Source organism: Limnohabitans sp. (assembly GCF_031539105.1).
In the GTDB taxonomy this organism is placed as follows: domain Bacteria; phylum Pseudomonadota; class Gammaproteobacteria; order Burkholderiales; family Burkholderiaceae_C; genus Limnohabitans.
The window spans coordinates 72,841-97,431 of the sequence record NZ_JAVKLM010000009.1 but is presented as its reverse complement, the minus strand read 5'-3'; the positions used below and the strand labels follow the sequence as shown (position 1 = coordinate 97,431).

At 55.5% G+C, this 24,591-nt stretch carries 29 protein-coding genes and 1 tRNA gene; 21 read left to right on the top strand and 9 right to left on the bottom strand.

The window, feature by feature from the left end; genetic code table 11:
* Positions 1–12: 12 nt before the first annotated feature.
* Positions 13–417 (top strand): group II truncated hemoglobin, encoded by a 405-nt coding sequence (locus tag RMR24_RS02385; protein ID WP_310613492.1) that lies wholly within the window; start codon positions 13–15, stop codon positions 415–417.
* A gap of 12 nt (positions 418–429) precedes the next feature.
* Here RMR24_RS02385 and RMR24_RS02380 read toward each other — a convergent pair whose 3' ends face one another.
* Together RMR24_RS02380 and radC are read right to left on the bottom strand one after the other, a co-directional pair.
* Entirely contained in the window at positions 430–1,071 is a 642-nt protein-coding gene (locus tag RMR24_RS02380) for a Smr/MutS family protein (RefSeq protein WP_405023297.1), read from the bottom strand.
* Positions 1,068–1,745, bottom strand: coding sequence for a DNA repair protein RadC (gene radC, locus RMR24_RS02375; protein WP_310613559.1), 678 nt, complete (start codon positions 1,743–1,745; stop codon positions 1,068–1,070). The genes RMR24_RS02380 and radC overlap by 4 nt, the downstream gene beginning before the upstream one ends.
* 64 nt (positions 1,746–1,809) lie before the next feature.
* Between radC and RMR24_RS02370 the strand changes: the two genes are divergently transcribed.
* The 10 genes from RMR24_RS02370 (at position 1,810) to RMR24_RS02325 (ending at position 11,500) form a co-directional block, all read left to right on the top strand.
* Positions 1,810–2,268: an FKBP-type peptidyl-prolyl cis-trans isomerase gene (locus tag RMR24_RS02370; RefSeq protein ID WP_310613491.1), complete on the top strand. Its 459-nt coding sequence runs from the start codon at positions 1,810–1,812 to the stop codon at positions 2,266–2,268.
* 6 nt (positions 2,269–2,274) lie between these two features.
* Positions 2,275–3,210 carry a 4-hydroxy-3-methylbut-2-enyl diphosphate reductase gene (gene ispH / locus RMR24_RS02365; RefSeq protein ID WP_310613490.1) on the top strand — a complete coding sequence of 312 codons (936 nt, stop codon included), beginning with the start codon at positions 2,275–2,277 and terminating at the stop codon, positions 3,208–3,210.
* Between the two features lie 15 nt (positions 3,211–3,225).
* Positions 3,226–4,548, top strand: coding sequence for a serine--tRNA ligase (serS, locus tag RMR24_RS02360; RefSeq protein ID WP_310613489.1), 1,323 nt, complete (start codon positions 3,226–3,228; stop codon positions 4,546–4,548).
* A gap of 32 nt (positions 4,549–4,580) precedes the next feature.
* Positions 4,581–5,060 (top strand): hypothetical protein, encoded by a 480-nt coding sequence (locus RMR24_RS02355; protein ID WP_310613488.1) that lies wholly within the window; start codon positions 4,581–4,583, stop codon positions 5,058–5,060.
* Positions 5,061–5,094: 34 nt separating this feature from the next.
* Positions 5,095–5,184, top strand: a tRNA-Ser gene (locus RMR24_RS02350).
* Positions 5,185–6,069: 885 nt separating this feature from the next.
* On the top strand, positions 6,070–8,514 hold the full coding sequence (locus RMR24_RS02345; RefSeq protein ID WP_310613487.1) for a CHAT domain-containing tetratricopeptide repeat protein: 2,445 nt from the start codon (positions 6,070–6,072) through the stop codon (positions 8,512–8,514).
* 25 nt (positions 8,515–8,539) lie between these two features.
* On the top strand, positions 8,540–8,989 hold the full coding sequence (locus RMR24_RS02340; protein WP_310613486.1) for a hypothetical protein: 450 nt from the start codon (positions 8,540–8,542) through the stop codon (positions 8,987–8,989).
* Positions 8,989–9,774, top strand: coding sequence for a hypothetical protein (locus RMR24_RS02335; RefSeq protein ID WP_310613485.1), 786 nt, complete (start codon positions 8,989–8,991; stop codon positions 9,772–9,774). Before RMR24_RS02340 ends, RMR24_RS02335 begins: the two co-directional genes overlap by 1 nt.
* 36 nt (positions 9,775–9,810) lie before the next feature.
* Positions 9,811–11,055 (top strand): voltage-gated chloride channel family protein, encoded by a 1,245-nt coding sequence (locus RMR24_RS02330; protein ID WP_310613484.1) that lies wholly within the window; start codon positions 9,811–9,813, stop codon positions 11,053–11,055.
* Positions 11,056–11,065: 10 nt separating this feature from the next.
* Positions 11,066–11,500: a hypothetical protein gene (locus RMR24_RS02325; RefSeq protein WP_310613483.1), complete on the top strand. Its 435-nt coding sequence runs from the start codon at positions 11,066–11,068 to the stop codon at positions 11,498–11,500.
* Positions 11,501–11,528: 28 nt separating this feature from the next.
* Here the strand turns inward: RMR24_RS02325 and RMR24_RS02320 are convergent, their stop codons facing one another.
* On the bottom strand, positions 11,529–11,726 hold the full coding sequence (locus RMR24_RS02320) for a hypothetical protein (RefSeq protein ID WP_310613482.1): 198 nt from the start codon (positions 11,724–11,726) through the stop codon (positions 11,529–11,531).
* 20 nt (positions 11,727–11,746) lie between these two features.
* Between RMR24_RS02320 and RMR24_RS02315 the strand changes: the two genes are divergently transcribed.
* Genes RMR24_RS02315 through ccmI form a run of 10 tightly spaced genes read left to right on the top strand, consistent with a single transcriptional unit; the run spans position 11,747 to position 19,663 of the window.
* The gene (locus RMR24_RS02315) at positions 11,747–12,670 is read left to right on the top strand and encodes a GNAT family N-acetyltransferase (RefSeq protein ID WP_310613481.1); all 924 of its coding nucleotides are present in this window, start codon (positions 11,747–11,749) and stop codon (positions 12,668–12,670) included.
* A gap of 3 nt (positions 12,671–12,673) precedes the next feature.
* On the top strand, positions 12,674–13,312 hold the full coding sequence (gene ccmA / locus RMR24_RS02310; RefSeq protein WP_310613480.1) for a cytochrome c biogenesis heme-transporting ATPase CcmA: 639 nt from the start codon (positions 12,674–12,676) through the stop codon (positions 13,310–13,312).
* Positions 13,309–13,980: a heme exporter protein CcmB gene (gene ccmB, locus RMR24_RS02305; protein WP_310613479.1), complete on the top strand. Its 672-nt coding sequence runs from the start codon at positions 13,309–13,311 to the stop codon at positions 13,978–13,980. Before ccmA ends, ccmB begins: the two co-directional genes overlap by 4 nt.
* Complete coding sequence (gene ccmC, locus RMR24_RS02300; protein ID WP_310613478.1) at positions 13,977–14,720, top strand: heme ABC transporter permease CcmC; 744 nt, start codon at positions 13,977–13,979, stop codon at positions 14,718–14,720. The genes ccmB and ccmC overlap by 4 nt, the downstream gene beginning before the upstream one ends.
* Complete coding sequence (ccmD, locus tag RMR24_RS02295) at positions 14,717–14,908, top strand: heme exporter protein CcmD (RefSeq protein ID WP_310613477.1); 192 nt, start codon at positions 14,717–14,719, stop codon at positions 14,906–14,908. The genes ccmC and ccmD overlap by 4 nt, the downstream gene beginning before the upstream one ends.
* A complete protein-coding gene (ccmE, locus tag RMR24_RS02290) occupies positions 14,908–15,375 on the top strand; it encodes a cytochrome c maturation protein CcmE (protein WP_310613476.1) in 468 nt (155 codons plus the stop codon). The genes ccmD and ccmE overlap by 1 nt, the downstream gene beginning before the upstream one ends.
* Positions 15,372–17,291: a heme lyase CcmF/NrfE family subunit gene (locus tag RMR24_RS02285; protein ID WP_310613475.1), complete on the top strand. Its 1,920-nt coding sequence runs from the start codon at positions 15,372–15,374 to the stop codon at positions 17,289–17,291. Before ccmE ends, RMR24_RS02285 begins: the two co-directional genes overlap by 4 nt.
* On the top strand, positions 17,288–17,869 hold the full coding sequence (locus RMR24_RS02280) for a DsbE family thiol:disulfide interchange protein (protein WP_310613474.1): 582 nt from the start codon (positions 17,288–17,290) through the stop codon (positions 17,867–17,869). The genes RMR24_RS02285 and RMR24_RS02280 overlap by 4 nt, the downstream gene beginning before the upstream one ends.
* The gene (locus RMR24_RS02275; RefSeq protein ID WP_310613473.1) at positions 17,866–18,330 is read left to right on the top strand and encodes a cytochrome c-type biogenesis protein; all 465 of its coding nucleotides are present in this window, start codon (positions 17,866–17,868) and stop codon (positions 18,328–18,330) included. The genes RMR24_RS02280 and RMR24_RS02275 overlap by 4 nt, the downstream gene beginning before the upstream one ends.
* A 1-nt stretch (position 18,331) precedes the next feature.
* Entirely contained in the window at positions 18,332–19,663 is a 1,332-nt protein-coding gene (gene ccmI / locus RMR24_RS02270; protein ID WP_310613472.1) for a c-type cytochrome biogenesis protein CcmI, read from the top strand.
* Positions 19,664–19,717: 54 nt separating this feature from the next.
* Here ccmI and RMR24_RS02265 read toward each other — a convergent pair whose 3' ends face one another.
* The 6 genes from RMR24_RS02265 to RMR24_RS02240 are packed head-to-tail and all read right to left on the bottom strand — an operon-like array spanning position 19,718 to position 24,581.
* Positions 19,718–20,308, bottom strand: coding sequence for a response regulator transcription factor (locus RMR24_RS02265; RefSeq protein ID WP_310613471.1), 591 nt, complete (start codon positions 20,306–20,308; stop codon positions 19,718–19,720).
* A gap of 22 nt (positions 20,309–20,330) precedes the next feature.
* Entirely contained in the window at positions 20,331–21,527 is a 1,197-nt protein-coding gene (locus RMR24_RS02260) for a tryptophan--tRNA ligase (protein WP_310613470.1), read from the bottom strand.
* A gap of 20 nt (positions 21,528–21,547) precedes the next feature.
* Complete coding sequence (locus RMR24_RS02255) at positions 21,548–22,219, bottom strand: site-2 protease family protein (protein ID WP_310613469.1); 672 nt, start codon at positions 22,217–22,219, stop codon at positions 21,548–21,550.
* 46 nt (positions 22,220–22,265) lie between these two features.
* Entirely contained in the window at positions 22,266–22,901 is a 636-nt protein-coding gene (locus RMR24_RS02250) for an L-threonylcarbamoyladenylate synthase (RefSeq protein WP_310613468.1), read from the bottom strand.
* Positions 22,901–23,758 (bottom strand): 3',5'-nucleoside bisphosphate phosphatase, encoded by an 858-nt coding sequence (locus RMR24_RS02245; protein ID WP_310613467.1) that lies wholly within the window; start codon positions 23,756–23,758, stop codon positions 22,901–22,903. The genes RMR24_RS02250 and RMR24_RS02245 overlap by 1 nt, the downstream gene beginning before the upstream one ends.
* 4 nt (positions 23,759–23,762) lie before the next feature.
* Entirely contained in the window at positions 23,763–24,581 is an 819-nt protein-coding gene (locus tag RMR24_RS02240; RefSeq protein ID WP_310613466.1) for a TatD family hydrolase, read from the bottom strand.
* Positions 24,582–24,591: the final 10 nt, after the last annotated feature.

The window sequence follows — 24,591 nt, the reverse complement described above, 5'->3', positions numbered from 1 at the left end:
GAAAATTAGCTGATGCAAACCGAAGAAAAACCACCTTTTGAAACCCCGTTTGAATGGATAGGCGGTGAGCCGCACGTCAAGCTGTTGGTCGACCGTTTTTACGACTTAATGGATCTAGAGCCGGGTTACCTAGAACTGCGTGCTGCGCATGGCCCTGAGTTGGCCAACGCGCGTGAACGTTTGTTCATGTTCTTGTGCGGTTGGTTGGGCGGGCCCGACTATTACATTGAAAAAAACGGCCACCCGCGCCTGCGCATGCGCCACATGCCGTTTGCCATTGGCATCAAAGAACGCGACCAGTGGGTGACGTGCATGGACCAGGCGATGGGTGAAACCGGCGTGCCTGAAGACTTGCGCACCCGTTTGAAAACCAGTTTCTTTCAGACCGCAGATTGGATGCGTAACAAAGGCGTTTAAGCCTTTGCGTGTTCAGAGGTTGCTCGGCCCCAGCAACACCACCAACGCCCCAGCCCCCCCATCCGAAGGCTTGGCCTGCACAAAGGCCAGCACTTCGTTTTTCTGCACCAACCAGCGCTGCACTTTGCTTTTCAGCACAGGCTCTTTGCCGGGCGAGCCTAAGCCTTTGCCATGCACCACACGCACGCATCGCCAGCCCATGCGCTTTGAGTCACGCACAAATTGGCCCAGTGCTTCGCGAGCTTCATCGCTGCGTAGACCGTGCAGGTCAAGCTGGCCTTGCAGACTCCATTCGCCTTTGCGCAGTTTGCGCGTCACGTCAGTGCCGATGCCGGGGCGTCTGAAGCTGAGTTGGTCATCCACGTCAAGAAGGGTGGTCACATCAAACTCGTCGCTCATGCTTTCCACCAGCGCGGCTTGGTCGTCTAAGTCTTGTTGCAAGGGGCGTGCCGCAGGGCGGGGTGGGGCAATGAACACACGGTCTTTGGCTGCAATGGGTTTGACTTTGCCAATCGTGCTGGTGAATAAATTGCGCTCTGCCTCAGCACGACGGGTTGCTTCGCGACGGGCTTCTTCCGCTGCAGCGGCGGCCACGGCTGCATCGTTCACCTGTTGGCGAATCGCGCCCAAGTCTTGCAAGGATTTAGCTTTCACAGCAGCCCCTCTTCGGCCATCGACAAATACTTGCCTTGCGCCACGATGATGTGGTCGCGCACGGTCACGTCAATGAGTGCCAACGCTTCTTGCAGCGTGCGGGTGAGTTTCATGTCGGCTTGCGATGGCTTCACGGTGCCGCCAGGGTGGTTGTGGGCCAGCACCACGCCGTCCGCGCCCAAAGCTAGGGCGGTCTTGGCCACCTCGCGTGGGTAGACCATGGTTTGCGACAGCGAGCCGCGAAACATGGGCTGGTACGACAGCAGTCGGTTGTGGGCATCAAGAAACAAAACTGCAAATACCTCGTGTTTGAGTTGGGCCAGTTCTAGCTGCAGGTATTGTTTCACTGCATTGGGCGAATTCATCACAGTGGTTTCAGTTAATTGTTGGGTCAGGGCGCGGCGCGCCATTTCCAGCACTGCCACCAGTTGAGAACGTTTGGCGTCTCCGCCCATGCCTTTGCAGGTTTTGAGCTCAGCCGCGCTGGCGTGAATCAGGCCAGCAAACCCCTTGAAGCGGTCCAGCAACTCTTGGGCCATCACAAACACACCTTTGCCTTTGATGCCTGTGCGCAGGAAGAGGGCTAGCAGCTCGGTGTCCGTCAACGCCGCTGCCCCGTGTTTGAGCAGTTTTTCGCGCGGGCGCATCTCGACAGGGAGTTGCGCAATGGTCATGGGTTCGGGCATTCGGTCCATGGCGAGAGCTTTCTACAATAGGTGGTTCAACACAGAGAGTCCCATGACTGCATCCAACGCTCACCCTACCATCGGCCCCGATTCTTTTTTAACGCTGCACTATCGGCTTTCGGGACCGCAAGGCGACGTGATCAACACGTTCAACGACAAACCTGCCACGCTGTCGCTGGGATCGGGCGAGTTATCGCCTGCCTTGGAACAGCATTTGTTGGGACTCGAAGAGGGCGCACACACCACGTTTGAGCTGGCCGCTGGCTTAGCCTTTGGCGAGCGCAACCCCGAAATGCAGCAATGGGTGAGCAAGAGCTTGCTCAAAGAATTTGGCGACCCTGACGAGCAATACAACGTGGGCGATGTGGTGCAGTTTCCTGCGCCCACGGGTCAAGGCTCTTTCGCTGGCGCGGTGCAGCAAGTCAGCGACGACCAAGTGCTGTTTGACTTCAATCACCCCTTAGCTAACCAGCCCGTGACGTTTGAAGTGCGCGTCATCGGTATTTTGTAAGTCGCCATGAGTAACCAGCTACAAGAAATCGTCCTCGCCGAACCCCGTGGGTTTTGTGCCGGCGTGGACCGCGCCATCGACATCGTGGACCGTGCACTCGAGAAGTTTGGTTCGCCCGTGTATGTGCGCCATGAAATCGTGCACAACACGTATGTTGTGGAAGATCTCAAACAGCGCGGTGCCATCTTCATCGAAGATTTGGCAGACGTGCCCCCAGGGGCCACGCTGGTGTTCAGCGCCCACGGTGTGCCCAAGTCTGTGGAAGAAGAAGCAGCGCGACGCGGCTTCACCGTGTTTGATGCCACCTGTCCGCTGGTGACCAAGGTGCATGTGGAAGTGGCGAAGCTGCACAAAGAGGGCTTTGAGTTCATCATGATTGGCCACAAAGGCCACCCCGAAGTCGAAGGCACGATGGGCCAGTTGTTGGACGGCATTTACTTGGTGGAAGACGTGGTCGATGTGGCGCATGTGTCTCCAAAGCAAACCGAACGCCTGGCCGTTGTCACACAAACCACGCTCAGCGTGGACGATGCCGCGCACATCACTGATGCAGTGGTGGCACGCTTTCCAAATATTCGCAAGCCCAAGATGCAAGACATTTGCTACGCCACCCAAAATCGCCAAGACGCGGTGAAGGTGTTGAGCAATGAGGTGGAGTTGGTCATCGTGGTGGGCAGCCCCACCAGCTCCAACAGCAACCGTTTGCGCGATGTGGCGCAGCGTTCGGGCGCACAAAGCTACATGGTCGACAACGCCGACGAACTCAAAGAAGAGTGGTTCGCAGGCGTGACCCGCGTTGGCCTGACCGCTGGTGCATCGGCCCCCGACATCTTGGTGCAACAAGTCATTGCCCGCATGCGCGCCTTGGGTGCCGTGTCTGTGCGAACCCTCGATGGCGTGGAAGAAACCATCAAATTCCCTCTGCCCAAAGGGCTGAAGTAAAAGGACTGAAATTCAATGCTCGACATCAACCAACTGCGCCGCGACTTGCCCAGTGTCATTGCCAAACTCGAAACTCGCAAGAACCCACAGGCCTTTCTGAATGTGGACGCGTACCAAGCTTTAGAGGCTGAGCGCAAAACCCTGCAGACCCGCACCGAAGAGCTGCAAGCCAGCCGCAATGCGTTATCAAAGCAAATCGGGATGCTCAAAGCCAAAGGCGAGAGCGCCGATGGCGTGATGGCGCAAGTGGCCGATATCAAAACTGAACTTGATGCTTCGGCGCTGCGCCTAGATGCCTTGCAGCCAGAGCTGCAATCGCTTTTGCTGGCTGTGCCCAACTTGCCGCACGACAGCGTGCCCACCGGCGAAGACGAGCACGGCAACTTGGTGTTGCGCCGCTGGAGCCCCATTGGCACCGACCCCGCACCTTTGGGCTTCGAACCCAAAGACCATGTCGACTTGGGCGAGCCTTTGGGCCTCGACTTTGAAATGGGCGTCAAACTTTCTGGCTCACGCTTCACGGTGATGAAGGGGCAAATTGCCCGTATGCATCGCGCGCTCGCTCAGTTCATGCTCGATGTGCAAACCCAAGAGCACGGCTACACCGAGTGCTACACGCCCTACATCGTGAATGCCGACAGCCTCAAAGGCACAGGTCAGTTGCCTAAGTTTGAAGAAGACTTGTTTGCAGCCAAAAAGGGCGGTCAAGAAGGCGAAGTCACCAGCGAAAGCACGGCGCTTTACCTCATCCCCACCAGCGAAGTGCCGTTGACCAACTTCGTGCGCGACGTGGTTTTGGCTGAAAACGAGTTGCCTATCAAGCTCACCGCACATACGCCATGCTTTCGCTCTGAGGCAGGCAGTGCTGGCCGCGACACACGCGGCTTGATTCGCCAGCATCAATTCGACAAAGTCGAGATGGTGCAAATCGTGCACCCAGACAAGAGCTACGAGACCTTGGAAGAAATGACGGGTCACGCCGAGGCTGTGCTGCAAAAGCTGGGCTTGCCTTACCGTGTGATGTTGCTCTGCACCGGCGACATGGGCTTTGGCGCCACCAAAACGCACGACCTCGAAGTCTGGCTGCCTGCGCAAAACACCTACCGAGAAATCAGCTCGGTGTCGAACTGCGAAGCCTTCCAAGCGCGCCGTTTGCAAGCGCGTTTCAAAAACGCCCAAGGCAAGAACGAGCTTGTGCACACCTTGAATGGTTCAGGCTTGGCCGTGGGCCGCACATTGGTGGCCGTGCTCGAAAACTACCAACAAGCCGATGGCAGTGTGCGCGTGCCTGAAGCGCTGCGCCCTTATATGGGTGGCGTGACTGAGTTGCGTGGTTGATGCAGTTCGCAAAAATTGAAAGAAAGAACGCTGTGAAAAAACTTCTTCTCTTGTTGGCGACAGCGTTGCTGACCGCGTGCGGCACCACCACCGATTCGCAAAGCAATTCGGAGAATGCCCAGCGTCCCAGCATGGATCAGTTTGGCCGCATGCCCATGCCCTCGGGCACCAAGCTGCGCACAGCCGAGTCGCTGATATTTGGTGTGGGTGAGGGGTGGTTGGGTCGTGCGGTGTTTGAGGTGCCGACAGACGCCAATGCCAGTTACAACTTCTTTGCTGAGCAACTGCCTCGCCAAGGTTGGACCATGGTGGCTTCGGTGCGTGGGAAAAAGAGTTTGCTGGTATTCACCCGTGCAGACCGCGCGGCCACCATCGAAATTGAAGACAGTGGTTTGTTCAACGGATCGCTGGCTTCAATGACAGTCAGTCCTGTAGGTAGCACAAGCGGAGCGCCTGCGGGAGCCGGTGTGGTGGTTCAGCCCTTGGGCGGGGCCGGCGCACGTCGCCCCTGATAGAATTACGGCTTCGACAAACGACACCGAATCAGGAGAAGTGGCAGAGTGGTCGAATGTACTTGACTCGAAATCAAGCGTAGGGGCGACCCTACCGAGGGTTCGAATCCCTCCTTCTCCGCCAATTGAATGACCCCGACAGCCTAGCTCTCGGGGTTTTTTCATTGGTCAATCGCTGATATTAAATTTACAAATCTGTTCTAAGCATTAGCTTGGTAAGCATTTATCATATTTAACGATATTAAAGATTATTGGCGACAACCAGTTCGGGGTGCATATGCGTCATTTCACACATTCAAAATTTTGGTTCATCGGTGCAATGGTTTTGCAGCTGACGGCCATGTCAGTTTTTGCGCAAGACCAGAAATCAGTCGATCCTGTTGAAGAAGAGATTGTCATCAAAGCGCCACCTCGATCTGTCAAGGATGTCCTAAACGCTGTTGAGCGTACCAAGTCAGATCCTGAAGTACTTGCTAAGGCAAAAGCAACCATAGCCAGTCCGGTCCCCGATGGCTCAGATGTAGAGCAAATGCATGTTTATTACAAGCAGCGTGCAACGGCTTATCAAATGATTGGTCGAAATGACCTTGCAATTGTTGATATCAAATCGGCGACGGACAAATACAAAAGTAAGAGCCCACGATCACACCTCGAGGCAATGCTTGACTTAGGTATTTATGAATCAAGAGGCGGAAATTTAAAAAACGCGATCACCGCGTTTGAGCAAGCTAAGGCCGCTATACCCCAATCACTTTTTGGTTTTTACATGTCAACCAACAGGTTATTGGTCGGGTCTTATTCACAAGCAGGTAATTTTGAGGCTTCGGAGACTGCGTTGCGAGACGCGGATAGCTCAATGGTGTTGCTAAGGAGAAGTCCTAATTTCACCAATCTTGGCCCATCTTGGGAGTCTGATCTTGATGCCGCTCGCTCTTTCAATTTCATGGCGCAAGGTCGCTGGATAGAAGCGGAACGTTCATCGCGATTGAGTATTCGCAAAATGGAGGTGATGACTGAGCGTTTTGAACGTGAGTCAAATTCCCCACCTAGTCCTGATCAGGAGCGTGCCGCTAGATCGTTGAAAAATACAAAGCAATTCAAAATTGCACGACAGCTCGATTTGGCGCACTCCATCATGATGCAAGGCCGTCTTGTCGATGCCGAAACTCAAGTCCGAGAGGCTTTGGACTTGGCTCTCAAAACATTTAGCCGCAATTCTGTAGAGGTCGGTTCTGCTCTGAACCGACTTGCACGGATTATTTCTGAGCAAGGTAGGCCTGCTGAGGCGGTGCTGTTGGCACAAGAGGCGATCAAAACCTTTGAAGCTAGTGGCGCTTCCGATGAATCCTTATCGCTGGTCAATAGCCGCAAAGCTTTAGGTGCTGCCTTGGTGTCCGATCGCAAATATGCCGACGCGGACAAGGTCTTTTCAAAAATGAAGGCCGACATTGCCCATACCAAGCAAGAGGGCCACAACATTTCAGCCGCTGACTTAGATTGGGTTATCGCCATGCTCAAACTGGGCAAGGGTAATGATGCGCATGCGATGACGCACGAAATGCTCACTGCAGCCACCAAAAAAGAGAATGTGTCAGAAGGTCGTCTAAATTACTTGCAAGCCTTCAACGCCATGGCCATTCACGCCACAGGCAAAGATGACCAAGCACGTGAGATGTATCACAAGGTCATGCCCAAGTTGATTGATCGTGTACGTAACGATGCTGAAAATCAAACCGCTTCGACCAAGCAACAAGAGCGCACTGTCTTAATATTGGAAGACAACATTTCTTTGTTGGCAAAACAAACCAAAACTCATCCACAAATTGCGGTTCAAGTTGCCGCAGAAGCCTTTAGCCTTGCAGATTTAGCGCGAGGCAGTAGTGTGCAACGCGCACTCAATGCGAGCGCAGCGCGTGCCAATATCAAAGACCCACAGTTGGCAGCCTTAGCCCGAAAAGAACAAGATGCGCAGCGCCGTGCGGCATCTTTAGAGGGCGTGTTAACAGGGCTTATGTCTGCGCCAACAGAGCAGCAGTTGCCAGCAATTCAGGCTAAGTTAAGAATTGACATCGTCCAAGTTAAAGCGGATCGCGAAAAATTTCGCAAAGAGATTGAACAAAAATTCCCAGACTATGCCGACTTGGTCAACCCCAAGCCATCCACGATCGAGCGCACGCGTCAGCTGTTAAAGCCCGATGAGGTGTTGGTGTCGTGGTACTTTGCTGAAAAAGAGGGTTTTGTTTGGGCCATTACCAAAACGGGCGCCCCTCAATTTCACAGCTTCCCTTTGGGCCGGGAAAAAATGGCTGAGATTGTGAGCAAACTGCGAAAGTCACTCGATGCTGGCGTTGCAACGATTGACGAGATTCCTGCCTTTGATGTGGCGTTATCCAACAGCTTGTACAACACCATTTTGGAGCCAGTGCACACCGCGTTACAGGGCAAAAAAGTCATGCTGACCGTGCCGCACGCCGAGCTCGGCCAGCTGCCATTGGCTCTTCTCACCACGAAGCTAGATGCGCAGCCTGCCAAAGCCAAGGGTGGCGACTTTACGGAGTACCGTAAAACGGCTTGGTTGATCAAAGACATTGCTGTGGCCCAGTTGCCTTCGGTCACCGCCTTGGCTGCGTTGCGCAATTTGCCAGCACCACCGACGGATCGCCGCACATTTGTGGGTTTTGGTGATCCATTTTTCAGCGATGAGCAAGCCAAGATCGCAGCCAACACAGCGGCCCGTGCGGGTAATCAAATGGCCACACGCGGTATTCCACTCAAATTGCGCAGCGCACCCAAGACGGCAGGTGTCAGCAGTGCAGAGCTGGCATTGCTACCGCGCTTGCCCGACACCAAAGAAGAGTTGCAAGAAATTGGCAAAGCCCTCTCGGCGGATCCAAGCCAAGACATCTTTCTCAACAAAGATGCCAGTGTGGCCCGTGTGATGGAAATGGACTTGTCCAAGCGACAAGTGGTCATGTTTGCCACACACGGTTTGGTTCCCGGAGAGCTGGATGGTTTGTCACAACCCGCCTTAGCTTTGAGTGCGCCCAGTGTGACGGGTGAGGTCAAAGGCGATGGCTTGCTGACCATGGAAAAAATCTTGACCCTCAAACTCAATGCCGATTGGGTGGTTTTGTCTGCTTGTAACACCGCTTCTGGCGAAGGTGCGGGTGCTGAGGCTGTGTCTGGTTTGGGACGCGCTTTTTTCTATGCAGGCGCGCGGGCCTTGTTGGTGTCAAACTGGCCGGTGGACTCCGAAGCAGCCCGTAAGTTGATGACAGATATGTTCAAACGACAGCAGCAAAAGCAAGGCCAAAACAAGGCGGAGTATTTGCAAGCCTCTATGGTTAACATGATTGATAACTTAGGCTCTGGGTCTCAAGACGCTAAGGGGAAAAGCCAATATTCTTATGCGCACCCCTTGTTCTGGGCTCCGTTTGTGGTGGTTGGGGATTGAGTTCATTTCATAAAAGAAAGTTGGTATGTTGAAAAAAAATCTAATCATGTGTGCTTTGGGCATGTCATTCGCCTTGACCGCGGTCACCGTCATGGCAGCGCCTTTGATCACGCCCAAAGAAGCGCAAATGCCAGCCGCCAGCGGCGAGCTTAAGACCCGTGGCATTGCGCGTGGCCCTGGTATCAAGGTGATTTCTCCTGATGTGACTGCACCAGAAATCAAAGGCCCGTTCGATTTGAAGGTGGTGTTTGAAAGCCGTGGCGGCAACAAGATCGATGCCTCGGCTGTGAAGGTGACTTACCTCAAGGCCACGGCAGTTGATTTGACACCGCGCCTTAAAGGGGCAATCACAGAAAACGGCATTGACTTTGCAAAAGCCGAAGTGCCACCCGGTGAACACGCAGTGAAGATCACCGTGAAAGATGTTGATGGTCGTGAATCCAATACCGTGATGACTTTGGTGGTTGTTAAGTAATGCAGTGCGTGTACTGTCTCAGCGCAGTTGATGACAAAGCCAATGTGTGCAAGGTTTGCACACGTGATTTGTATTTGTTCCGTCCGTTGCTTGAAAAAGTCAAAGAGCTGGAAACAAAACTGGCCGAGCATCAAGACCCGGTTGAATTACAAGCCAGGGTGGATGAGCTAGAGGCGTTGTTGGTCGCTGAGCGGTCACGCATGGATAAAAAAGAAGCCACACCTTGGCGGTTGATCACAGACGTGGGGCAGTTCATCTTCATCCCCTTGGCTTTGCTTTTGTTGGCGCACGCATTGATCGTCGTGATTTACGACATCAACATGCTTTATTTGCGAATAGCCTCTGTGGCATTGCCCTTACCTTTTGCTTTTTACCTATTTAAGACACAAAAGCGTTCGCTGTTGGGGTGGTTCATTGCGACGGCGTTTTTGGCCGCTTCGTCTGTGATTGGCATGAGCGCCATCACGGCTTGGGTAGACCACACGCCCATCCTGCCGCAAAGCATGATTGAGTGGCGCGAGTTTTTGGAGTATGCAGCCAGCATCACGCTCAGCTTCTTAACGGGCATGCTGTTGGGCGGAGTGGCTTATCACAGAGCTCATCGGGTGGTGAAAAAGAAAGACGGGCCGTTTTTAAGCGCCCTCGTGTCAAAGTTTTCAAATGGCAGTACTTCGCCAATGGACATGCACGAGAAGATTCAAAAAATAGAAGAAATAGGTGGCAGCCTCATAGCCGCTGGCACGACAGCGATGTCGATTTATACGGGTTTAAAGGATTATCTGTAACGCTTGCTGAGTTTGTGAATGGGCCAAAATACGCCCATGCACTTGTTTAGTCGCCACGCGTCGATCGATCTCTTTAAATATGTCTTGAAGGCGTTGGCCTTGGCGACGTTGGTGGCTGTTCTTGCCGGCTCAGCCTCAGCCCTGTTTCTCTTTGCGCTTGATTGGGCTACCCTGACCCGCGAAGCCAACCGTTGGCTGATTTGGGGCTTGCCCGTGGCGGGTTTCTTGGTGGGCTGGGTGTATCTCAAGTTTGGTCAGCACGTTGAGGCCGGCAACAACTTGCTGATTGACGAAATTCACGACCCCAAAAAAGTAGTGACGCTGCGCATGGCTCCGTTTGTGTTGGTCAGTACGGTGGTGTCGCATTTGTTTGGCGCGTCGGTCGGACGTGAAGGCACTGCCGTGCAAATGGGCGGCGCTTTGGCTGACCAGCTCACCCACTTATTTAAGCTCAATGCGGCGGACCGCCGCATGGTGTTGATGGCTGGCATCAGCGCAGGCTTTGCTTCGGTGTTTGGCACACCCTTGGCGGGCGCGGTATTTGCCTTAGAGGTGCTGGCCATTGGTCGCATGCGTCTCGAGGCTTTGTTGCCCTGTGTCATGGCGGCTGTGCTGGCCGATCAAGTGGGCTTGTTGTGGGGCGTGCAACACACGCAGTACGAAGTGGGCTTGGTGCCACAAATCACAGCGTGGTTGTTGGCGGCCATGGTGTTGGCAGGCGCAGTGTTTGGTTTAACCGGCAAGCTGTTTGCCAACAGCACGCACGCGCTGAGTGACCTGATGAAAAAGCACATCGCCTACGCACCGTTACGCCCTTTGCTAGGAGGCGCGGTGATCGCCGCCGTGGTGATGTGGGGTAGTTTTGACCGCTACATCGGTTTGGGCATTCCCGTGATGGTGGAAGCGTTTGCCCACCCACTCGCGCCGACTGACTTTTTGGGCAAGATGGTGTTCACCATTGCTTCGCTGGGTTCAGGTTTTAAAGGCGGCGAAGTGACGCCTTTGTTTTTCATCGGCGCGACCTTAGGCAATGCCTTGGCACCCTTGCTCGATGTGCCATTTGCATTGCTCGCCGCGGTGGGTTTTGTGGCTGTGTTTGCAGGGGCTGCTAACACGCCCATCGCCTCGACCTTGATGGCCATGGAGTTATTTGGCGCAGAGATTGGTGTGTTTGCCGCGCTGGCTTGTGTGATTAGCTATGTGTGCTCGGGGCACAACGGCATTTACCGCGCTCAGCGCGTAGCGCACCGCAAGACCGATGCGCCGTCTCAGTCTTCTTAGAATGGGAACCATGACCATGAACCTCACCCGTTTGCTGCAAGCCACACTGTTGTGCATGGCTGTTTTTGTTGCGCCTGTGTATGCCCAGACTTTCAAAATGCCATGTGAGGTGGAGGGCGTCATTCCAGCCATGGATGACCTCAAGATCAAACCGCAAAAAGTCGTGATTGAAATTCAATCCATGGGCAAAAACATCTTTCTCAAGATGAACGGCCCCGAACCTTATATGTTGGTCGCCAACAGCTTGGCCACCGAAGAGTACACAGGTAAAAACTTAACGACGGCTAAAGAAATGGGCGCGTTTCGCAAACACAAGGTCACGGGCGCAGAGTCAGAGATTCGCATTGAGCAAGCCACAGTGATCGTGACGGCTTTTACTGACACCACTTACATGGGTAAAAAAGTTCGTGTCAGCATCACGGGGCCTTGCGGCATGCCCCGTTAAGGCCGTGCAAACAATGATGGCTTTGCTTTTAAAACCAGCACCAAAAACCGGTGCAGTTGCCCGTGATTTGCTGAATGAGCAAATCCACCGCGCTACTAATGGCCAGCAGGGGCAAACCCACGTACACAAACACCCACAGCACAAACATCAGCGTGAGGCGGGGTTCTTCCAAGCGATGACCCATCACGGTCTCGGCTTGTCGGCGAAGGCGAAGTTTGTTCAACATGGTGCAAGGATTTTAGGCGCATGAACGTCAACTGGGACACCTTGAGCTATCCCGAGTGGGACGCACACCATGCCACCGCCGCTGCACCCTTGCAACAAGACTGGGCTTACGGGGCGTGCATGAAAACGCTAGGTGTGGGTGTGCTGCGTGCATATGTGGACCAAGACGGGGCACCCGTGGCCTTGGCTCAGTTCATCGTGCGCCGATTTGCAGGCGGCTTGGCCAATATGGCGCTGTGCTCCTTGGGGCCAGTGTGGTTGCAGCCGTTCTCGGGCGCTGAGAAAGCGCATGTTTACAAAGCACTCAAGAAAACCATTCCATTAAAGAACTTGCGTGTGGTCGCATTCACGCCGCTACAGGCGCAAGGCCCAGAGCTTGGCCTCTCGCGCTGGCGTCGTGTGATGACAGGCCACAGTACCGTGATGCTTGACCTCACCCCGTCAATGGACGAGTTGCGCGCGCAGCTCGACAAGCGTTGGCGTCACCGCTTGGGTGGTGCAGAAAACTCCGAGCTCACCATCCACCGCGTGGGCACCAATGCTGGCCAATACCGGTGGTTGTTAGACGCGGAAATGCAGCAGCGCGAGCAACGCGGCTTGCATGGCTTACCTTTGCACTTCTTTGACTTGTATGTGCCCTCGCGCCAACAACCTGCCAAAACCATTTTGACCATGCGTGCTGACGTGGGCCGCGATCGCGTGGCGGGCATGATGTTTTTGATTCACGGCGAAGCTGCCACCTACCAAGTGGGCTGGACCAGCGATGCCGGCCGCGACTTGCACGCTCACAATTTGATTTTGTGGAAAGGCATTGAAGCCTTGCGCGAGCGCGGTGTGCGCAAGCTCGACCTCGGCGGTGTCAACACCACGCGCAGCGCAGGCATTGCGCGTTTCAAGATGAGCACCGGCGGCCAAGTGCTCACCTGCGCAGGAACCTTCATTTAAGCTATGCTGCGCGTCTCCAACCTCTCATGCAGCCGAGGCAACAAGCCGTTGTTTGCCAATGTCTGTTTCGAGTTGAAAGCAGGTCAAGCCTTGCACCTCGAGGGTGACAACGGTGTGGGTAAAACCAGCTTGCTGCGCATCCTCTGCGGCTTGTCACCCGCTGATGCGGGCGACGTGTGTTGGCATGACAAAACCATCCAACAAAACGCCGCAGCGTTTCGTTCGTCGCTGTTTTATTTAGGCCACGGTTTGTCGCTCAAAGAAGAGTTGACGGCTTTAGAAAACCTCATGTCGGATGCCGCAGTGTCTGGGCGCACCCTCAGCGAAGCACAAGCCATGGTGGCTTTGGCGCGTATGGGTTTGCGTGGCCGCGAGCATTTGCCGCTACGCGTGATGTCGCAAGGTCAAAAGCGCCGAACGGCTTTGGCGCGGTTGCTGGCCAGCCAATCGCCGCTTTGGGTGTTGGACGAGCCTTTTGTGGCCTTGGATGCCAAAGCCGTTGACGGCTTGCGCGGCCTGCTGGCCCAACATGTGGCCGACGGTGGCATGGTGCTGTTCACCAGCCATCAACCTTTCGCACTGACCACCGCCAATGGCGCGTCGGTCGATGTGCAAACTTACCGATTGAAAGGCATGGCATGAGTGGCGGCGCGTTCATGGCCGTGTTGCGGCGCGATTTGCTCTTGGCCATGCGCCGCAAGAGCGAAGTGCTGACGGCGGTGTTTTTCTTTGTGGTGGTGGCAGCTTTGTTTCCGTTGGGCATTGGCCCAGAGCTGAACACTTTGCGCTTGGTGGCTCCTGGCGTGCTGTGGGTGGGGGCGTTGCTGTCGAGCATGTTGGCTTTGCAGCGTTTGTTTGAGGCCGATTACCGCGACGGCACGCTGGAGCAAATGGCTTTGTCACCCACGCCAATGCCCTTACTGATCAGTGCCAAACTCTTGGCGCATTGGCTGGTGTCAGGAGTGCCGTTGGTATTATTGGCCCCGGTTTTAGGGCTGCAATTTGACCTCTCGGAGGAGGCCTTGGTCACCCTGACATTGGCACTGCTGTTGGGTACGCCTATTTTGTCTTTGGTCGGCGGTATTGGTGCCGCGTTGACCTTGGGTGTGCGCGGTGGCGGGGTGTTGTTGTCGCTGCTGGTGTTGCCTTTGTTCATCCCTGTGTTGGTGTTTGGTGCAGGTGCCGTAGAAGCGCAAGCGAGCGGTTTGGGTGCGCAGGCGCACTTTTCAATTTTGATGGCCCTGTTGTTGCCTGCTGCATTTTTCAGCCCGTTTGCATGTGCAGCGGCTTTACGGATCGCGTTGGAATGAAAAATATCAATTGGTTTCACTACGCTGCACCGCACACCTTTTATGGTTTGGCAGGCAAAGCGTGGCCTTGGTTTGCCGCGTTAGCCACAGCGCTGATGCTGGCTGGTATGTGGCTGGGCTTTGCTGTAGCGCCTACTGACTTTCAGCAAGGCGAGGGCTACCGCATCATCTTCGTGCACGTGCCTGCGAGCTGGATGTCGATGGTCATTTACTTGGCCATGGCGTTTTGGAGTGTGTTGGGCTTGACCTTCAACACACGCCTGTCGGGCATGATGACGCGCGCTTTGGCACCTACCGGTGCGTTGTTTGCGTTTCTGTCGCTGTGGACTGGTGCGCTCTGGGGTAAGCCCATGTGGGGTGCTTGGTGGGTGTGGGATGCACGCCTCACGTCTGAGCTGATTTTGTTTTTCTTGTACTTGGGCTACATCGCCTTGACGTCTGCCATTGACGACACGCGCCGCAGCGACCGTGCCGGCGCGCTCATTGCCATCGTGGGTGCGATCAATGTGCCCATCATTTACTTCTCGGTGAAGTGGTGGAACACCTTGCACCAAGGTGCCTCGGTGTCGGTGACGCAAGGCTCAAGCATGGCGGCCATCATGTTGTGGGCCATGTTGCTCATGGCCTTGGCGTTTTGGTTTTACACCGTGGCCTTGGTGCTTTACCGGGTGCGCACGCTCATCTTGCAGCGCGAGAGCCACGCCACTTGGGTGCATGAACTCGATGAGGTGAAGCCATGAGGTGGGAAAGCTGGAGCCAGTTTTGGGCCATGGGCGGCTATGCCATCTATGTGTGGGGCAGCGTGGGTGTGACGGCTTTGCTATTGGCCGTGGAAGTGTGGCAAGCCCGTTGGGCGCATCGCCTTGTGCTGAATCAATTGAAAGCCGAGCAGGCGGTGGCTCAATTACCTGTTGAAGAATTGATGTGATGAAACCAAGAACCAAACGATTTGCACTGATTGCCGCTGGCATTGTGGTGTTGTGTGCGGCAGCGGCTTTTGTGCTGAATGCCTTTCAAAGCAATTTGGTGTTTTTCTTCACGCCCACGCAAGTGAGCAACGGTGAAGCACCTAAGGGTCGTACCTTTCGCGCAGGTGGCATGGTGAAAGAAGGCAGCTTGGTGCGCGATGGCAACACCGTGCGCTTTGTCATCACCGACACTGTGCATGAAATGCCCGTGACCTATGTGGGCCTGTTGCCCGATTTGTTCAAAGAAGGCAAAGGCGTGGTGTCGCAGGGCAAGCTGGGGGACGACGGTTTGTTTGTGGCCACCGAGGTGCTGGCCAAGCACGATGAAAACTACATGCCACCCGAAGCCCAACACGCGATGGACCAAGCTGCTGCGGCAAAAGCCGCCAAGTCTGTGCAAGCGCCAACCCCTAAGGCCAATCCATGATTCCAGAACTCGGTAATTTCGCACTCATGCTCGCCGCCTTGGTGGCGGTGATGCAAGGTGTGCTGCCCATCGCAGGCACTTTGGTGCGCCAGCCGCAAATGCAAGTTACCTTGCAATCGTTGGCGCGTCCGACGGCCGCATTGCAGTTTGCCTTGGTGGCGTTTGCATTTGGTGCGTTGGCCACTTCGTTTTTAAACAACGATTTTTCTGTGCTGTATGTTTCGCAGCATTCCAACTCGCTGCTGCCCAAGCCCTACCAATTCGCGGCGGTGTGGGGTGGGCACGAAGGCTCGCTCTTGCTGTGGGTGTTGTTGCTGTCCTTGTGGACGGTGGCGGTGGCGTTGTTCTCGCGCAGCTTGCCTCTCGACATGGTGGCGCGTGTGATTGGTGTGTTGGGTTTGATTTCGGTGGGTTTTTTGTTGTTCATCTTGACCACCTCCAACCCGTTTGAGCGTCTGCTGCCTGCGGCCTTAGACGGCAAAGATTTAAATCCCTTGCTGCAAGACCCAGGCTTGGTGATTCACCCACCCATGCTCTACATGGGCTACGTGGGCATGGCCGTGGCGTTTGCGTTTGCGGTATCTGCTTTGATGAGCGGTCGCCTGGACGCCGCATGGGCGCGTTGGTCGCGTCCATGGACGGTGGTGGCGTGGACATTTTTGACCTTTGGCATTGGCCTCGGTTCTTGGTGGGCGTATTACGAATTGGGCTGGGGCGGTTGGTGGTTTTGGGACCCGGTAGAAAACGCCTCGCTCATGCCTTGGTTGGTTGGCACGGCACTGATTCACTCGTTGATGGTGACCGAGAAGCGTGGCAGCTTTAAGGCTTGGACTGTCTTATTGGCCATTGCGGCTTTTTCCTTGTCTTTGCTTGGCACGTTCTTGGTTCGCTCTGGTGTGTTGACTTCGGTGCACGCGTTTGCGTCAGACCCCAAGCGTGGCGTGTTTATCTTGGTGTTCCTGGCGGTGGTGGTGGGCGCCTCGCTCACGCTGTTTGCGTGGCGTGCACCACGTGTGGCCTTGGGTGGTCGCATGGAGCTGGTGTCGCGTGAGTCGTTCTTGTTGGCCAACAGCGTGTTGCTGGTGGTGGCCACCGCAGCGGTGTTGCTGGGCACGATTTACCCACTCATCATTGATGCGCTCAACATGGGCAAGCTGTCGGTGGGGCCTCCTTATTTCAATGCCGTGTTTGCACCGCTGCTGGTGCCCACCGTGTTTTTGATGGTTCCAGGTTCTGTGGCGCGTTGGCGTGATGCGAATGTGCGCGAGATTGCGCACAAGTTGCGTTGGACATTTGTAGGCGCTCTGGCGTTGGCAGTGCTTTTGCCGTTTGTGCTGGGAGGCTGGTCCATCGGCGCTGTGTTTGGTTTGTTTCTTGGTTGCTGGGTGGCTTTGGGTACAGCCCAGCAAGTCATTGAGCGTGTGGGCAAGCCCGGCCGTATTGGCGCATCTTTCTGGGGGCAACACACGGCTCACCTAGGGATGGCGGTGTTGGTCATCGGCATTACCGGTGTGAAGTGTTACGAGGTCGAGCGCGATGTACGCATGCAAATTGGTGATGTGGTCACCATCGCGCCTTACGCCTTCCGCTTGAATTCACTCGACGAAGTGCGTGGCCCCAACTACAAAGCCGTGCGTGCTGATGTGCAGGTGTTGCGCGACGACAAAATCATTGAAATTTTGCAGCCCGAAAAACGCCGCTATTTTTCATCGGCCATGGCCATGACAGAAGCGGGTATTGATTCGGGCTTCATGCGCGACTTATATGTGTCGCTGGGCGAGCCTTTGAACGATGCCCGTACCGAGTGGAGCATGCGCGTGTACTACAAGCCCTTTGTTCCTTGGCTGTGGGGCGGTGTGTTGCTGATGGTCTTTGGTGGTGTGTTAGCCTCCCTAGACCGGAGATACCGCAAATGAAAAAGGTACTCATACCGCTGGTTTTGTTTTTTGGCCTGGTTGTATTTTTGGCTGTGGGTTTGAAGCGCGATCCGCGTGAAATTCCCTCCCCCTTGATTGGCAAGCCTGCGCCGCACTTCACCTTGTTTACCTTAGACAAAGGCGACGCCAAGTTCTCACCCATCGACATGCAAGGCCAAGTGTGGATGCTCAATGTGTGGGCCACTTGGTGTGTGGCCTGTCGTGAGGAACATCCGGTACTTGTGGCGTTTTCAGAAAAAAACCAAGTGCCCATCGTGGGTCTGAGCTACAAAGAAATTCAGCCGCAAGACCCCGCGTACAAAGCCCTATTTGATGAGAAGCTCAAGCTCGCGCGAGAGCGCAGCCAAGTCTGGCTCAAGCGCCACGGCAACCCCTACACCACCACAGTCATGGACCTCGATGGTCGCGTGGGCATCAATTACGGTGTGTACGGTGTGCCCGAGACCTACGTCATCGACAAGGCCGGCGTGATTCGTTACAAGTTTGTGGGCGCGGTCACACCCGCGTTGTTGGCTGAAAAAATCTTGCCGCTGATTTCGGAGTTGAACAAGTCATGAAACGTTTGATTCTGAATGCCGCAATGGCGGTCAGCATGGTGTTTTTTGCTTCTGCAAGCATTGGTCGCGAGGCCGTGCCTATGGCCGAAGACCCCAAGCTCGAAGCCCGCTTGGTTGACATCTCGCAAGAGCTGCGCTGCATGGTGTGCCAAAACGAATCTTTGGCTTCTTCGCATGCCGAGTTGGCCGACGACTTGCGCAACGAAGTGCGCGAGCTCATTCGTTCAGGTAAGTCAGACCAAGAAGTCAAAGATTTCCTCGTCGCTCGTTACGGCGACTTTGTGTTGTACCGCCCCGAGGTCAAGCCTTTGACTTGGGTGTTGTGGTTTGGTCCGTTTGTGTTGCTGGTGATCGCTGCCATCTTCCTCGGTGTGTATTTGCGTCAACGCCGCGCTTTAGCTGCACCTGCAGCCATGAGTGACCACGAGCGCGAACGCGCCAAGCAACTGTTGAAAGGTTGATGTGAATCCTGCACTCGCTTTTATTTATGTTGCCGTGGCCATGATGGCTGTGGTGATGCTGGTGTTGAGCGTGGCGCTGTGGCGTGGTTCTCAACAGGGTGCACGTTTGGCGGCGCACCAAGCAGATGCCATCAACAACCCCGACCAAGCCAACGCCGCGGTGTATCGCGACCAAATGGCTGAGCTCGACCGCGAATTTGTGATGGGCAACCTCAACTACGAAGAGCTCAAAGCCGCGCGTGATGAACTCTCGCAACGCTTGTTGGCCGACGTCGGCACCCAGGGCTCAACCCATTCGGCTGCGGCTCATGCGCCTGCTGCTTCTGGCGCAGTGCTGTGGCACAAGCCTTGGCTGGCCATTGGCTTGCTGGTGTTTGTGGTGCCCGTATCGTCCCTGCTGATGTACAGCGTGTTGGGTGAACCTGCCGCGCTCGACCCCATGGCGCTCAAGCAAGGCGTGGATACGTCTGCTGAAGTGACGCCAGAAAAACTGACCGAGATGGCCACCGCACTCACGCGTCGTTTGCAAGACGAACCCAACAGCATGGATGGCTGGGTCATGCTCGGACGCGTTCAGCGTGCGCGTGGCCACTTTGAAGAGGCTGCAGAGGCTTATGCCAAAGCCTTGGCGCTGAGTCGCGATGACAACCTGTTGATTGAGCGTGCCGAAGTGTTGGCGCAAAAGAACGGCGGCAGCTTTGCGGGTGAGCCTTGGTCCATCATTCAGCGCGTGCTCACGGCTGATCCGCACCACTTGAACGCTTTGTTTTTGGCGGGCAGTGCGTCTTATGCCGAGATGAATTTCAACACCGCCTTGCGCTACTGGGAGCGTGCGCGTGAAGTGGTGCCCGCTGATTCACCTGATGCACCCGAGTTAGACCGCGCCATCGCCGAAGCCCGTAGCAAGATGGGTTTGCCTGCGATTCCCGCTCGCGCGCTCAGTGCCGCTGAGACACAAGTCAGCAAGGCTGCTCTATCCGCTACCAGCATCAGTGGCCGAGTGACTTTGGTGAAAGAGCTTCAAGGCTTGGTCGCGTCTACCGACACGGTGTTTGTGTATGCCACGCCCGTGGCAGGCTCACGCATGCCCGTGGCCATCGTGCGCACCACGGCTGATAAATTGCCTTTTGACTTTGTGCTCGACGACAGCACTGCCATGAATCCCGCGGTCAAGCTCTCGGGCATGGACGAGGTGACGGTGCGTGTGCGCATTTCAAAGAGCGGCCAGGCCATGGCGCAGCCCGGTGACTACGGTGTCAGCTTGACGCCTGTGAAGCCAGGCAGCAAAGGCTTGAACTTGATGGTGCGTGACACCTTGCAGGCTGCACCATGACAAAGGCCCCGCAGTTAAAAACTGCGGGGCCTTTGTTTGATGAGCGCTGACTACTTACAGCAAGCCGTTCATGCGTGCAAAGTGCAGCGTCTGTGTGCGGCTCTTCACGTCCAAGCGACGGAACAAGCGCCACAAGTGAACCTTCACCGTGTGTTCGCTGATGTCCAACTCGGCAGCAATGTCGCGGTTGCTCAAGCCACGGTCCAACATCACGATGAGTTGTTTTTGGCGCTTAGACAACTTGGTCTCACCGATGGCCACCACCTCTTCGTCGCCGTTTTCGGCAGCAAACAGGCCTTGGATGGCTGATGAAATTTCGTTGGCAGGGCTGGACTTTTCGATATAAATGTCAGCACCGGCTTCGATGCAGGTTTCTTCAGCTTCGCCAGAAGGCATGGAAGAAATCACAGCCAAAGGTACGGTGGCATACATGCCTTTGATGTCTTTGACCGCTGAGGTGCCTTTGACGCCGGGGAGCAACAAGTCGAGCACAAACAATTCCGGATCACCATTTTTGATGATGGCTGCTTGCAATTCGCTGAACTTTTCTAATTCGATGACTTTCGATGCGGGACGCATGCGGCGCAACAACATGGCGATGGCTTGACGCACCAAAGGATGGTCGTCAATGATGTACATAATCATTTTTATTACTCCTGAATCAATATTAGTAGTTTAGCCCCATTGCGGACCGGACTTCCTTCATGGTTTCCTGAGCTGTGATGCGTGCTTTATCCGTACCAGCATCGACGATGTCACGAACAATCTTGGGGTTGCTGATGTAAGGCTCTGCGCGTTCGAGCATGGGTTGCTGCTCGCGCAAGATAGCCTCAATGATGGGTTGTTTGCAGTCTAGGCAACCAATGCCTGCCGTCTTGCAGCCCTGTGTCACCCATTCACGTTGACTCACATCGCTATAGACCATGTGGAATTGCCACACGGGGCATTTGTCTGGGTTGCCCACGTCGGTGCGCTTTTGGCGTGCGGGGTCGGTGGGCATGCGCTTGACCTTTTGTTCAATCGTGGCGCGGTCTTCGCGAATGGCGATGGAGTTGTTGTAGCTCTTGCTCATCTTCGCGCCGTCCAAGCCTGGCAGCTTGCTGGCTTCGGTCAGCAGGGCATGTGGCTCGGTCAAGATGACTTTACCTGTGCCTTTGAAGTAGCCCTCTAGTCGCTCGCGGTCTTGTGCGTCGAGCTCGGGCGTGGAGGCGATGTAGCCAAGCGCACCTTCCATAGCTTTGGCGTCACCGGTCTCTTGGTAGGCTTTGCGCGATTTTTCAAAACGCTTGATGCTGTCTTTTGGCAGTTTGGCCAGTGAAGCTTGGACTTTTTCTTCGGCGTTGATTTCGCGGCCATACAAGTGGTTAAAGCGCCGTGCGGCTTCGCGCGTCAGCTCGACGTGGCTGGCTTGGTCTTCGCCCACAGGCACATGCTTGGCTTTGTAAATCAAAATATCGGCAGCTTGCAGCAAGGGATAGCCCAAGAAGCCATAAGTGGACAGGTCTTTGTCCTTGAGCTTTTCTTGTTGGTCTTTGTAAGTGGGCACGCGCTCGAGCCATCCCAGCGGGGTACCCATGGCCAAGAGTGTGAACAACTCGGCATGCTCAGGAATGCGACTTTGCAAAAAGATGGTGCAAGCGTTGGGGTCAAGGCCAGCAGCGAGCCAGTCGATGACCATTTCATACACGTTCTTCTCAATCACCTCACGGTTTTCATAGTGGGTGGTGAGGGCGTGCCAGTCGGCTACGAAGTAGTAGCAATCCATCTCGGACTGCAAACGCACCCAGTTTTTCAAAGCGCCGTGGTAGTGACCCAAATGCAAAGCACCCGTGGGGCGCATGCCGGAGAGAACGCGTTCTTTCATATCGTGCTTACTTTTCAAAATCAGGGATGCAACAAAAATTCAATAGGACTGAGCAACAGCGATAAAGCGAACACGGTCCACTTCATCAAGGGCCCCATCCAAATATCGTCGAGTTGGTTGAACGCCACCAGCGCCAACACCATGTAAATGTCATAGGGCTCAACCTTGGACAGCCACACTGCGGCGCGCCATGGCAACAAGCCGACCAATACTCGGCCACCATCAAGCGGTGGCAGCGGAAACAGGTTGAACACAAACATCGACACGTTCACCACGACGCCAGCCAAACTCATTTTCAAAAAGTAGGTTTCGGTCACGCCGAAATGCTTCATCAAATAGAAGGCCAACAACCAGGCTAGTGCTTGAAAGAAGTTGATGGCGGGTCCCGCCAGCGCCACCCAAATCATGTCGCGTTTGGGGTAGTTCAAATTGCCAAAACGCACGGGCACAGGACGTGCGTAGCCAAACAAAAAGTTGCCGCCCGAGGCAAGGTAAAGCAACACAGGCATCGCAATTGTGCCTAACGGGTCGATGTGCGGTATGGGGTTTAAGGTGACTCGGCCCAACATCCACGCGGTGTTGTCACCCAGTTTGTGCGCCACGTAGCCGTGCGCGGCCTCGTGCAACGTGATGGCAAAGACCACGGGCAAGGCATAGATCAGGATGGTTTGAATCAGCTCTGGGAAATTCACGGTGTCATTGTCGCATTCAACACTTTGGGGCTAGCTGTGGGGCGGCTTACAGGCCCAAAGTGCTCAGCGGGCCTCGTCCTTCGCGGATGACCTCGGGGTCACCCCCGCCGTCCATGGGCGTGAGGTCAACCACGGTGGTGGGTTCTAGCGCGCAAGCGCCGGCGTCAATCACGGCGGCCAGCTCGTGCTCAAACCGGTCGCGAATTTCTTCGGCGTCGTTCATGGGGTCGGTCTCGCCAGGGGCGATGAGCGTGGTAGCCAGAAGTGGTGCCCCGTGGAGTTCGAGCAAGTCGAGCAGGGTTTTGTTCAATGGCACGCGCAGGCCGATTGTTTTGCGTTGTGGGTGGCTGACGCGGCGGGGTACTTCCTTGGTGGCTTCCAAGATAAACGTGTAAGCCCCGGGCGTGGCCGCTTTGAGCAAGCGATATTGGCGGTTGTCCACCTTGGCGTAATTCGCCAGCTCGGACAAATCTCGGCACATCAAGGTGAGGTGATGTTTGTCGTCCACTTGGCGAATGCGGCGCATGTGTTCGACCGCCGCTTTGTCGTCGAGGTGGCAGACCAAGGCATAACTGGAATCGGTGGGCACGGCCACGATGCCGCCACGCTCTAACAGCTGCACCGCTTGCTTGAGCAGACGGGGTTGAGGGTTATCGGGGTGAACTTGAAGAAACTGAGCCACTATTGAATTCGGTGTGCGAGCGCTTCCCACACGGGTGTGAGTTGGCCGGGCAGCCAAGGCAGGGTGCCTAAGTCAATGCGACTCTCCGAGGGACTGTGGAAATCGCTGCCGCGTGAGGCGAAGAGGTCAAACTCTTTGGCCATGTCGGCATAGGTCACATATTCAGCCACCGAGTGACTGCCCGTGACCACTTCGACACCTTGGCCGCCGTGGTTTTTGAATTCGGTGAAGAGTGCAAATTCTTCATTGGGCGTGAAGCCATAGCGCGCTGGGTGGGCGATGACCGCCATGCCTTTGGCCTGAACAATCCATTGCACCGCGTCTTTGAGCGAAGCCCAGCGGTGCGGCACAAAGCCCGGGTTGCCTTCGGTCAAGAAGCGACGAAATACTTCGTTGGTGTCTTGGCACACACCTGTTTCAACGAGGAAGCGTGCAAAGTGGGTGCGCGAAATTAGCGCGTGATTACCTGCGTATTTCAGAGCGCCTTCGTAGGCGCCGTGAATGCCAACTTTTGCAAGGCCTTCAGACATTTCTTTGGCGCGTTCACCACGGCCGCCGCGTGTTTGGCGCAAGCCTGTGTTCAGCTGTGGGTCGTGCGCGTCAAATCCGAGGCCCACGATGTGCACAGTTTTGTTGGCAAAGGTGATGGAGATTTCCACGCCTGTGAGGTACTTCATGCCATGGGTGTGAGCAGCAGCCAGGGCGCGGTCTTGGCCGCCCACTTCGTCGTGGTCGGTTAAAGCCCAAAGTTCAACACCGTTGGCCTTGGCGCGAGCGGCCAATTGTTCAGGTGTCAGCGTGCCATCCGAGACCACGGAGTGGCAGTGTAGGTCGGCGTTGAGGATGGATGAAGTCACGCCTTCATTGTAGGCGTGGCAAGGCTTCTCGTGCATTCGCGCTGGTGGCTGCCGCCAGCGCGTCTAAAGGGATGCCGCGTAAGTCGGCCAGCACTTGGGCGATGCGTGGCAGCTCGGCAGGTTCGTTGCGGCCTTGGGGCTGGCCTGCGGCGCGTTGCTCGGCGGTGGTGTAGAGCCAGTGCGGAGGAATGTCAGGCGCGTCGGTTTCCAGCACGATGGCTGAGAGCGGTAGCTCGCTGGCCAAACGGCGCAGCTGCAACGCGCGGTCATACGTGAGTGCCCCGCCAAAGCCCAGCTTGAAGCCCAAGGCGATGAAGGCTTGGGCTTGTTGCAAGCTGCCATTGAAGGCGTGGGCAATGCCACCCACCACAGGCGTGTCGCGCAAACCTTTGAGCAGCCAGTCAGCACTGCGGCGCACATGCAAGATGACGGGGAGCTGGTGTTGTTGGGCCAGCTTGAGTTGGGCTTTGTAAAACTTTTTTTGTGTGTCCAAGGCCTCGGGTGTGTTGAGCTCGGGCACAAAACCATCGAGGCCAATTTCACCCACGGCCACCAATCTTGGGTCATCTCGGTGAGCGTGCAATGCGGCATCAAGTTGCGACAGATGCGCGTCAGTGGCTTGAGGTGTGTAGAGCGGGTGAATGCCCAGCGCGTAGGCGTCTTGTTGGGTATGTGCCAGCAAACGCACGGTGTCAAAGTTGCTTGCTTCGACAGCGGGAATCACGCATTTGGCCACACCCGCTGCGCGTGCACGCAGATGCACGGCAGCGCGGTCGGTCTCAAACTCAGCAGCGTCTAAGTGCGCGTGCGTGTCAATCCACATGAATCAGTGC

What these genes read in the sequence shown, in the direction of transcription:
- RMR24_RS02315 (WP_310613481.1), top strand. Translation starts at nt 11,747, where the DNA reads ATGAACGTCAACTGGGACACCTTGAGCTATCCCGAGTGGGACGCACAC.
- ccmC (WP_310613478.1), top strand. Translation starts at nt 13,977, where the DNA reads ATGAAAAATATCAATTGGTTTCACTACGCTGCACCGCACACCTTTTAT.
- RMR24_RS02240 (WP_310613466.1), bottom strand. Translation starts at nt 24,581, where the DNA reads ATGTGGATTGACACGCACGCGCACTTAGACGCTGCTGAGTTTGAGACC.
- serS (WP_310613489.1), top strand. Translation starts at nt 3,226, where the DNA reads ATGCTCGACATCAACCAACTGCGCCGCGACTTGCCCAGTGTCATTGCC.
- ccmB (WP_310613479.1), top strand. Translation starts at nt 13,309, where the DNA reads ATGAGTGGCGGCGCGTTCATGGCCGTGTTGCGGCGCGATTTGCTCTTG.
- RMR24_RS02275 (WP_310613473.1), top strand. Translation starts at nt 17,866, where the DNA reads ATGAAACGTTTGATTCTGAATGCCGCAATGGCGGTCAGCATGGTGTTT.
- RMR24_RS02330 (WP_310613484.1), top strand. Translation starts at nt 9,811, where the DNA reads ATGCACTTGTTTAGTCGCCACGCGTCGATCGATCTCTTTAAATATGTC.
- RMR24_RS02320 (WP_310613482.1), bottom strand. Translation starts at nt 11,726, where the DNA reads ATGTTGAACAAACTTCGCCTTCGCCGACAAGCCGAGACCGTGATGGGT.
- RMR24_RS02385 (WP_310613492.1), top strand. Translation starts at nt 13, where the DNA reads ATGCAAACCGAAGAAAAACCACCTTTTGAAACCCCGTTTGAATGGATA.
- ispH (WP_310613490.1), top strand. Translation starts at nt 2,275, where the DNA reads ATGAGTAACCAGCTACAAGAAATCGTCCTCGCCGAACCCCGTGGGTTT.
- RMR24_RS02325 (WP_310613483.1), top strand. Translation starts at nt 11,066, where the DNA reads ATGACCATGAACCTCACCCGTTTGCTGCAAGCCACACTGTTGTGCATG.
- ccmE (WP_310613476.1), top strand. Translation starts at nt 14,908, where the DNA reads ATGAAACCAAGAACCAAACGATTTGCACTGATTGCCGCTGGCATTGTG.
- RMR24_RS02345 (WP_310613487.1), top strand. Translation starts at nt 6,070, where the DNA reads ATGACTGAGCGTTTTGAACGTGAGTCAAATTCCCCACCTAGTCCTGAT.
- RMR24_RS02335 (WP_310613485.1), top strand. Translation starts at nt 8,989, where the DNA reads ATGCAGTGCGTGTACTGTCTCAGCGCAGTTGATGACAAAGCCAATGTG.
- RMR24_RS02260 (WP_310613470.1), bottom strand. Translation starts at nt 21,527, where the DNA reads ATGAAAGAACGCGTTCTCTCCGGCATGCGCCCCACGGGTGCTTTGCAT.
- ccmA (WP_310613480.1), top strand. Translation starts at nt 12,674, where the DNA reads ATGCTGCGCGTCTCCAACCTCTCATGCAGCCGAGGCAACAAGCCGTTG.
- RMR24_RS02265 (WP_310613471.1), bottom strand. Translation starts at nt 20,308, where the DNA reads ATGATTATGTACATCATTGACGACCATCCTTTGGTGCGTCAAGCCATC.
- RMR24_RS02280 (WP_310613474.1), top strand. Translation starts at nt 17,288, where the DNA reads ATGAAAAAGGTACTCATACCGCTGGTTTTGTTTTTTGGCCTGGTTGTA.
- RMR24_RS02370 (WP_310613491.1), top strand. Translation starts at nt 1,810, where the DNA reads ATGACTGCATCCAACGCTCACCCTACCATCGGCCCCGATTCTTTTTTA.
- RMR24_RS02285 (WP_310613475.1), top strand. Translation starts at nt 15,372, where the DNA reads ATGATTCCAGAACTCGGTAATTTCGCACTCATGCTCGCCGCCTTGGTG.
- RMR24_RS02340 (WP_310613486.1), top strand. Translation starts at nt 8,540, where the DNA reads ATGTTGAAAAAAAATCTAATCATGTGTGCTTTGGGCATGTCATTCGCC.
- ccmD (WP_310613477.1), top strand. Translation starts at nt 14,717, where the DNA reads ATGAGGTGGGAAAGCTGGAGCCAGTTTTGGGCCATGGGCGGCTATGCC.
- radC (WP_310613559.1), bottom strand. Translation starts at nt 1,745, where the DNA reads ATGACCATTGCGCAACTCCCTGTCGAGATGCGCCCGCGCGAAAAACTG.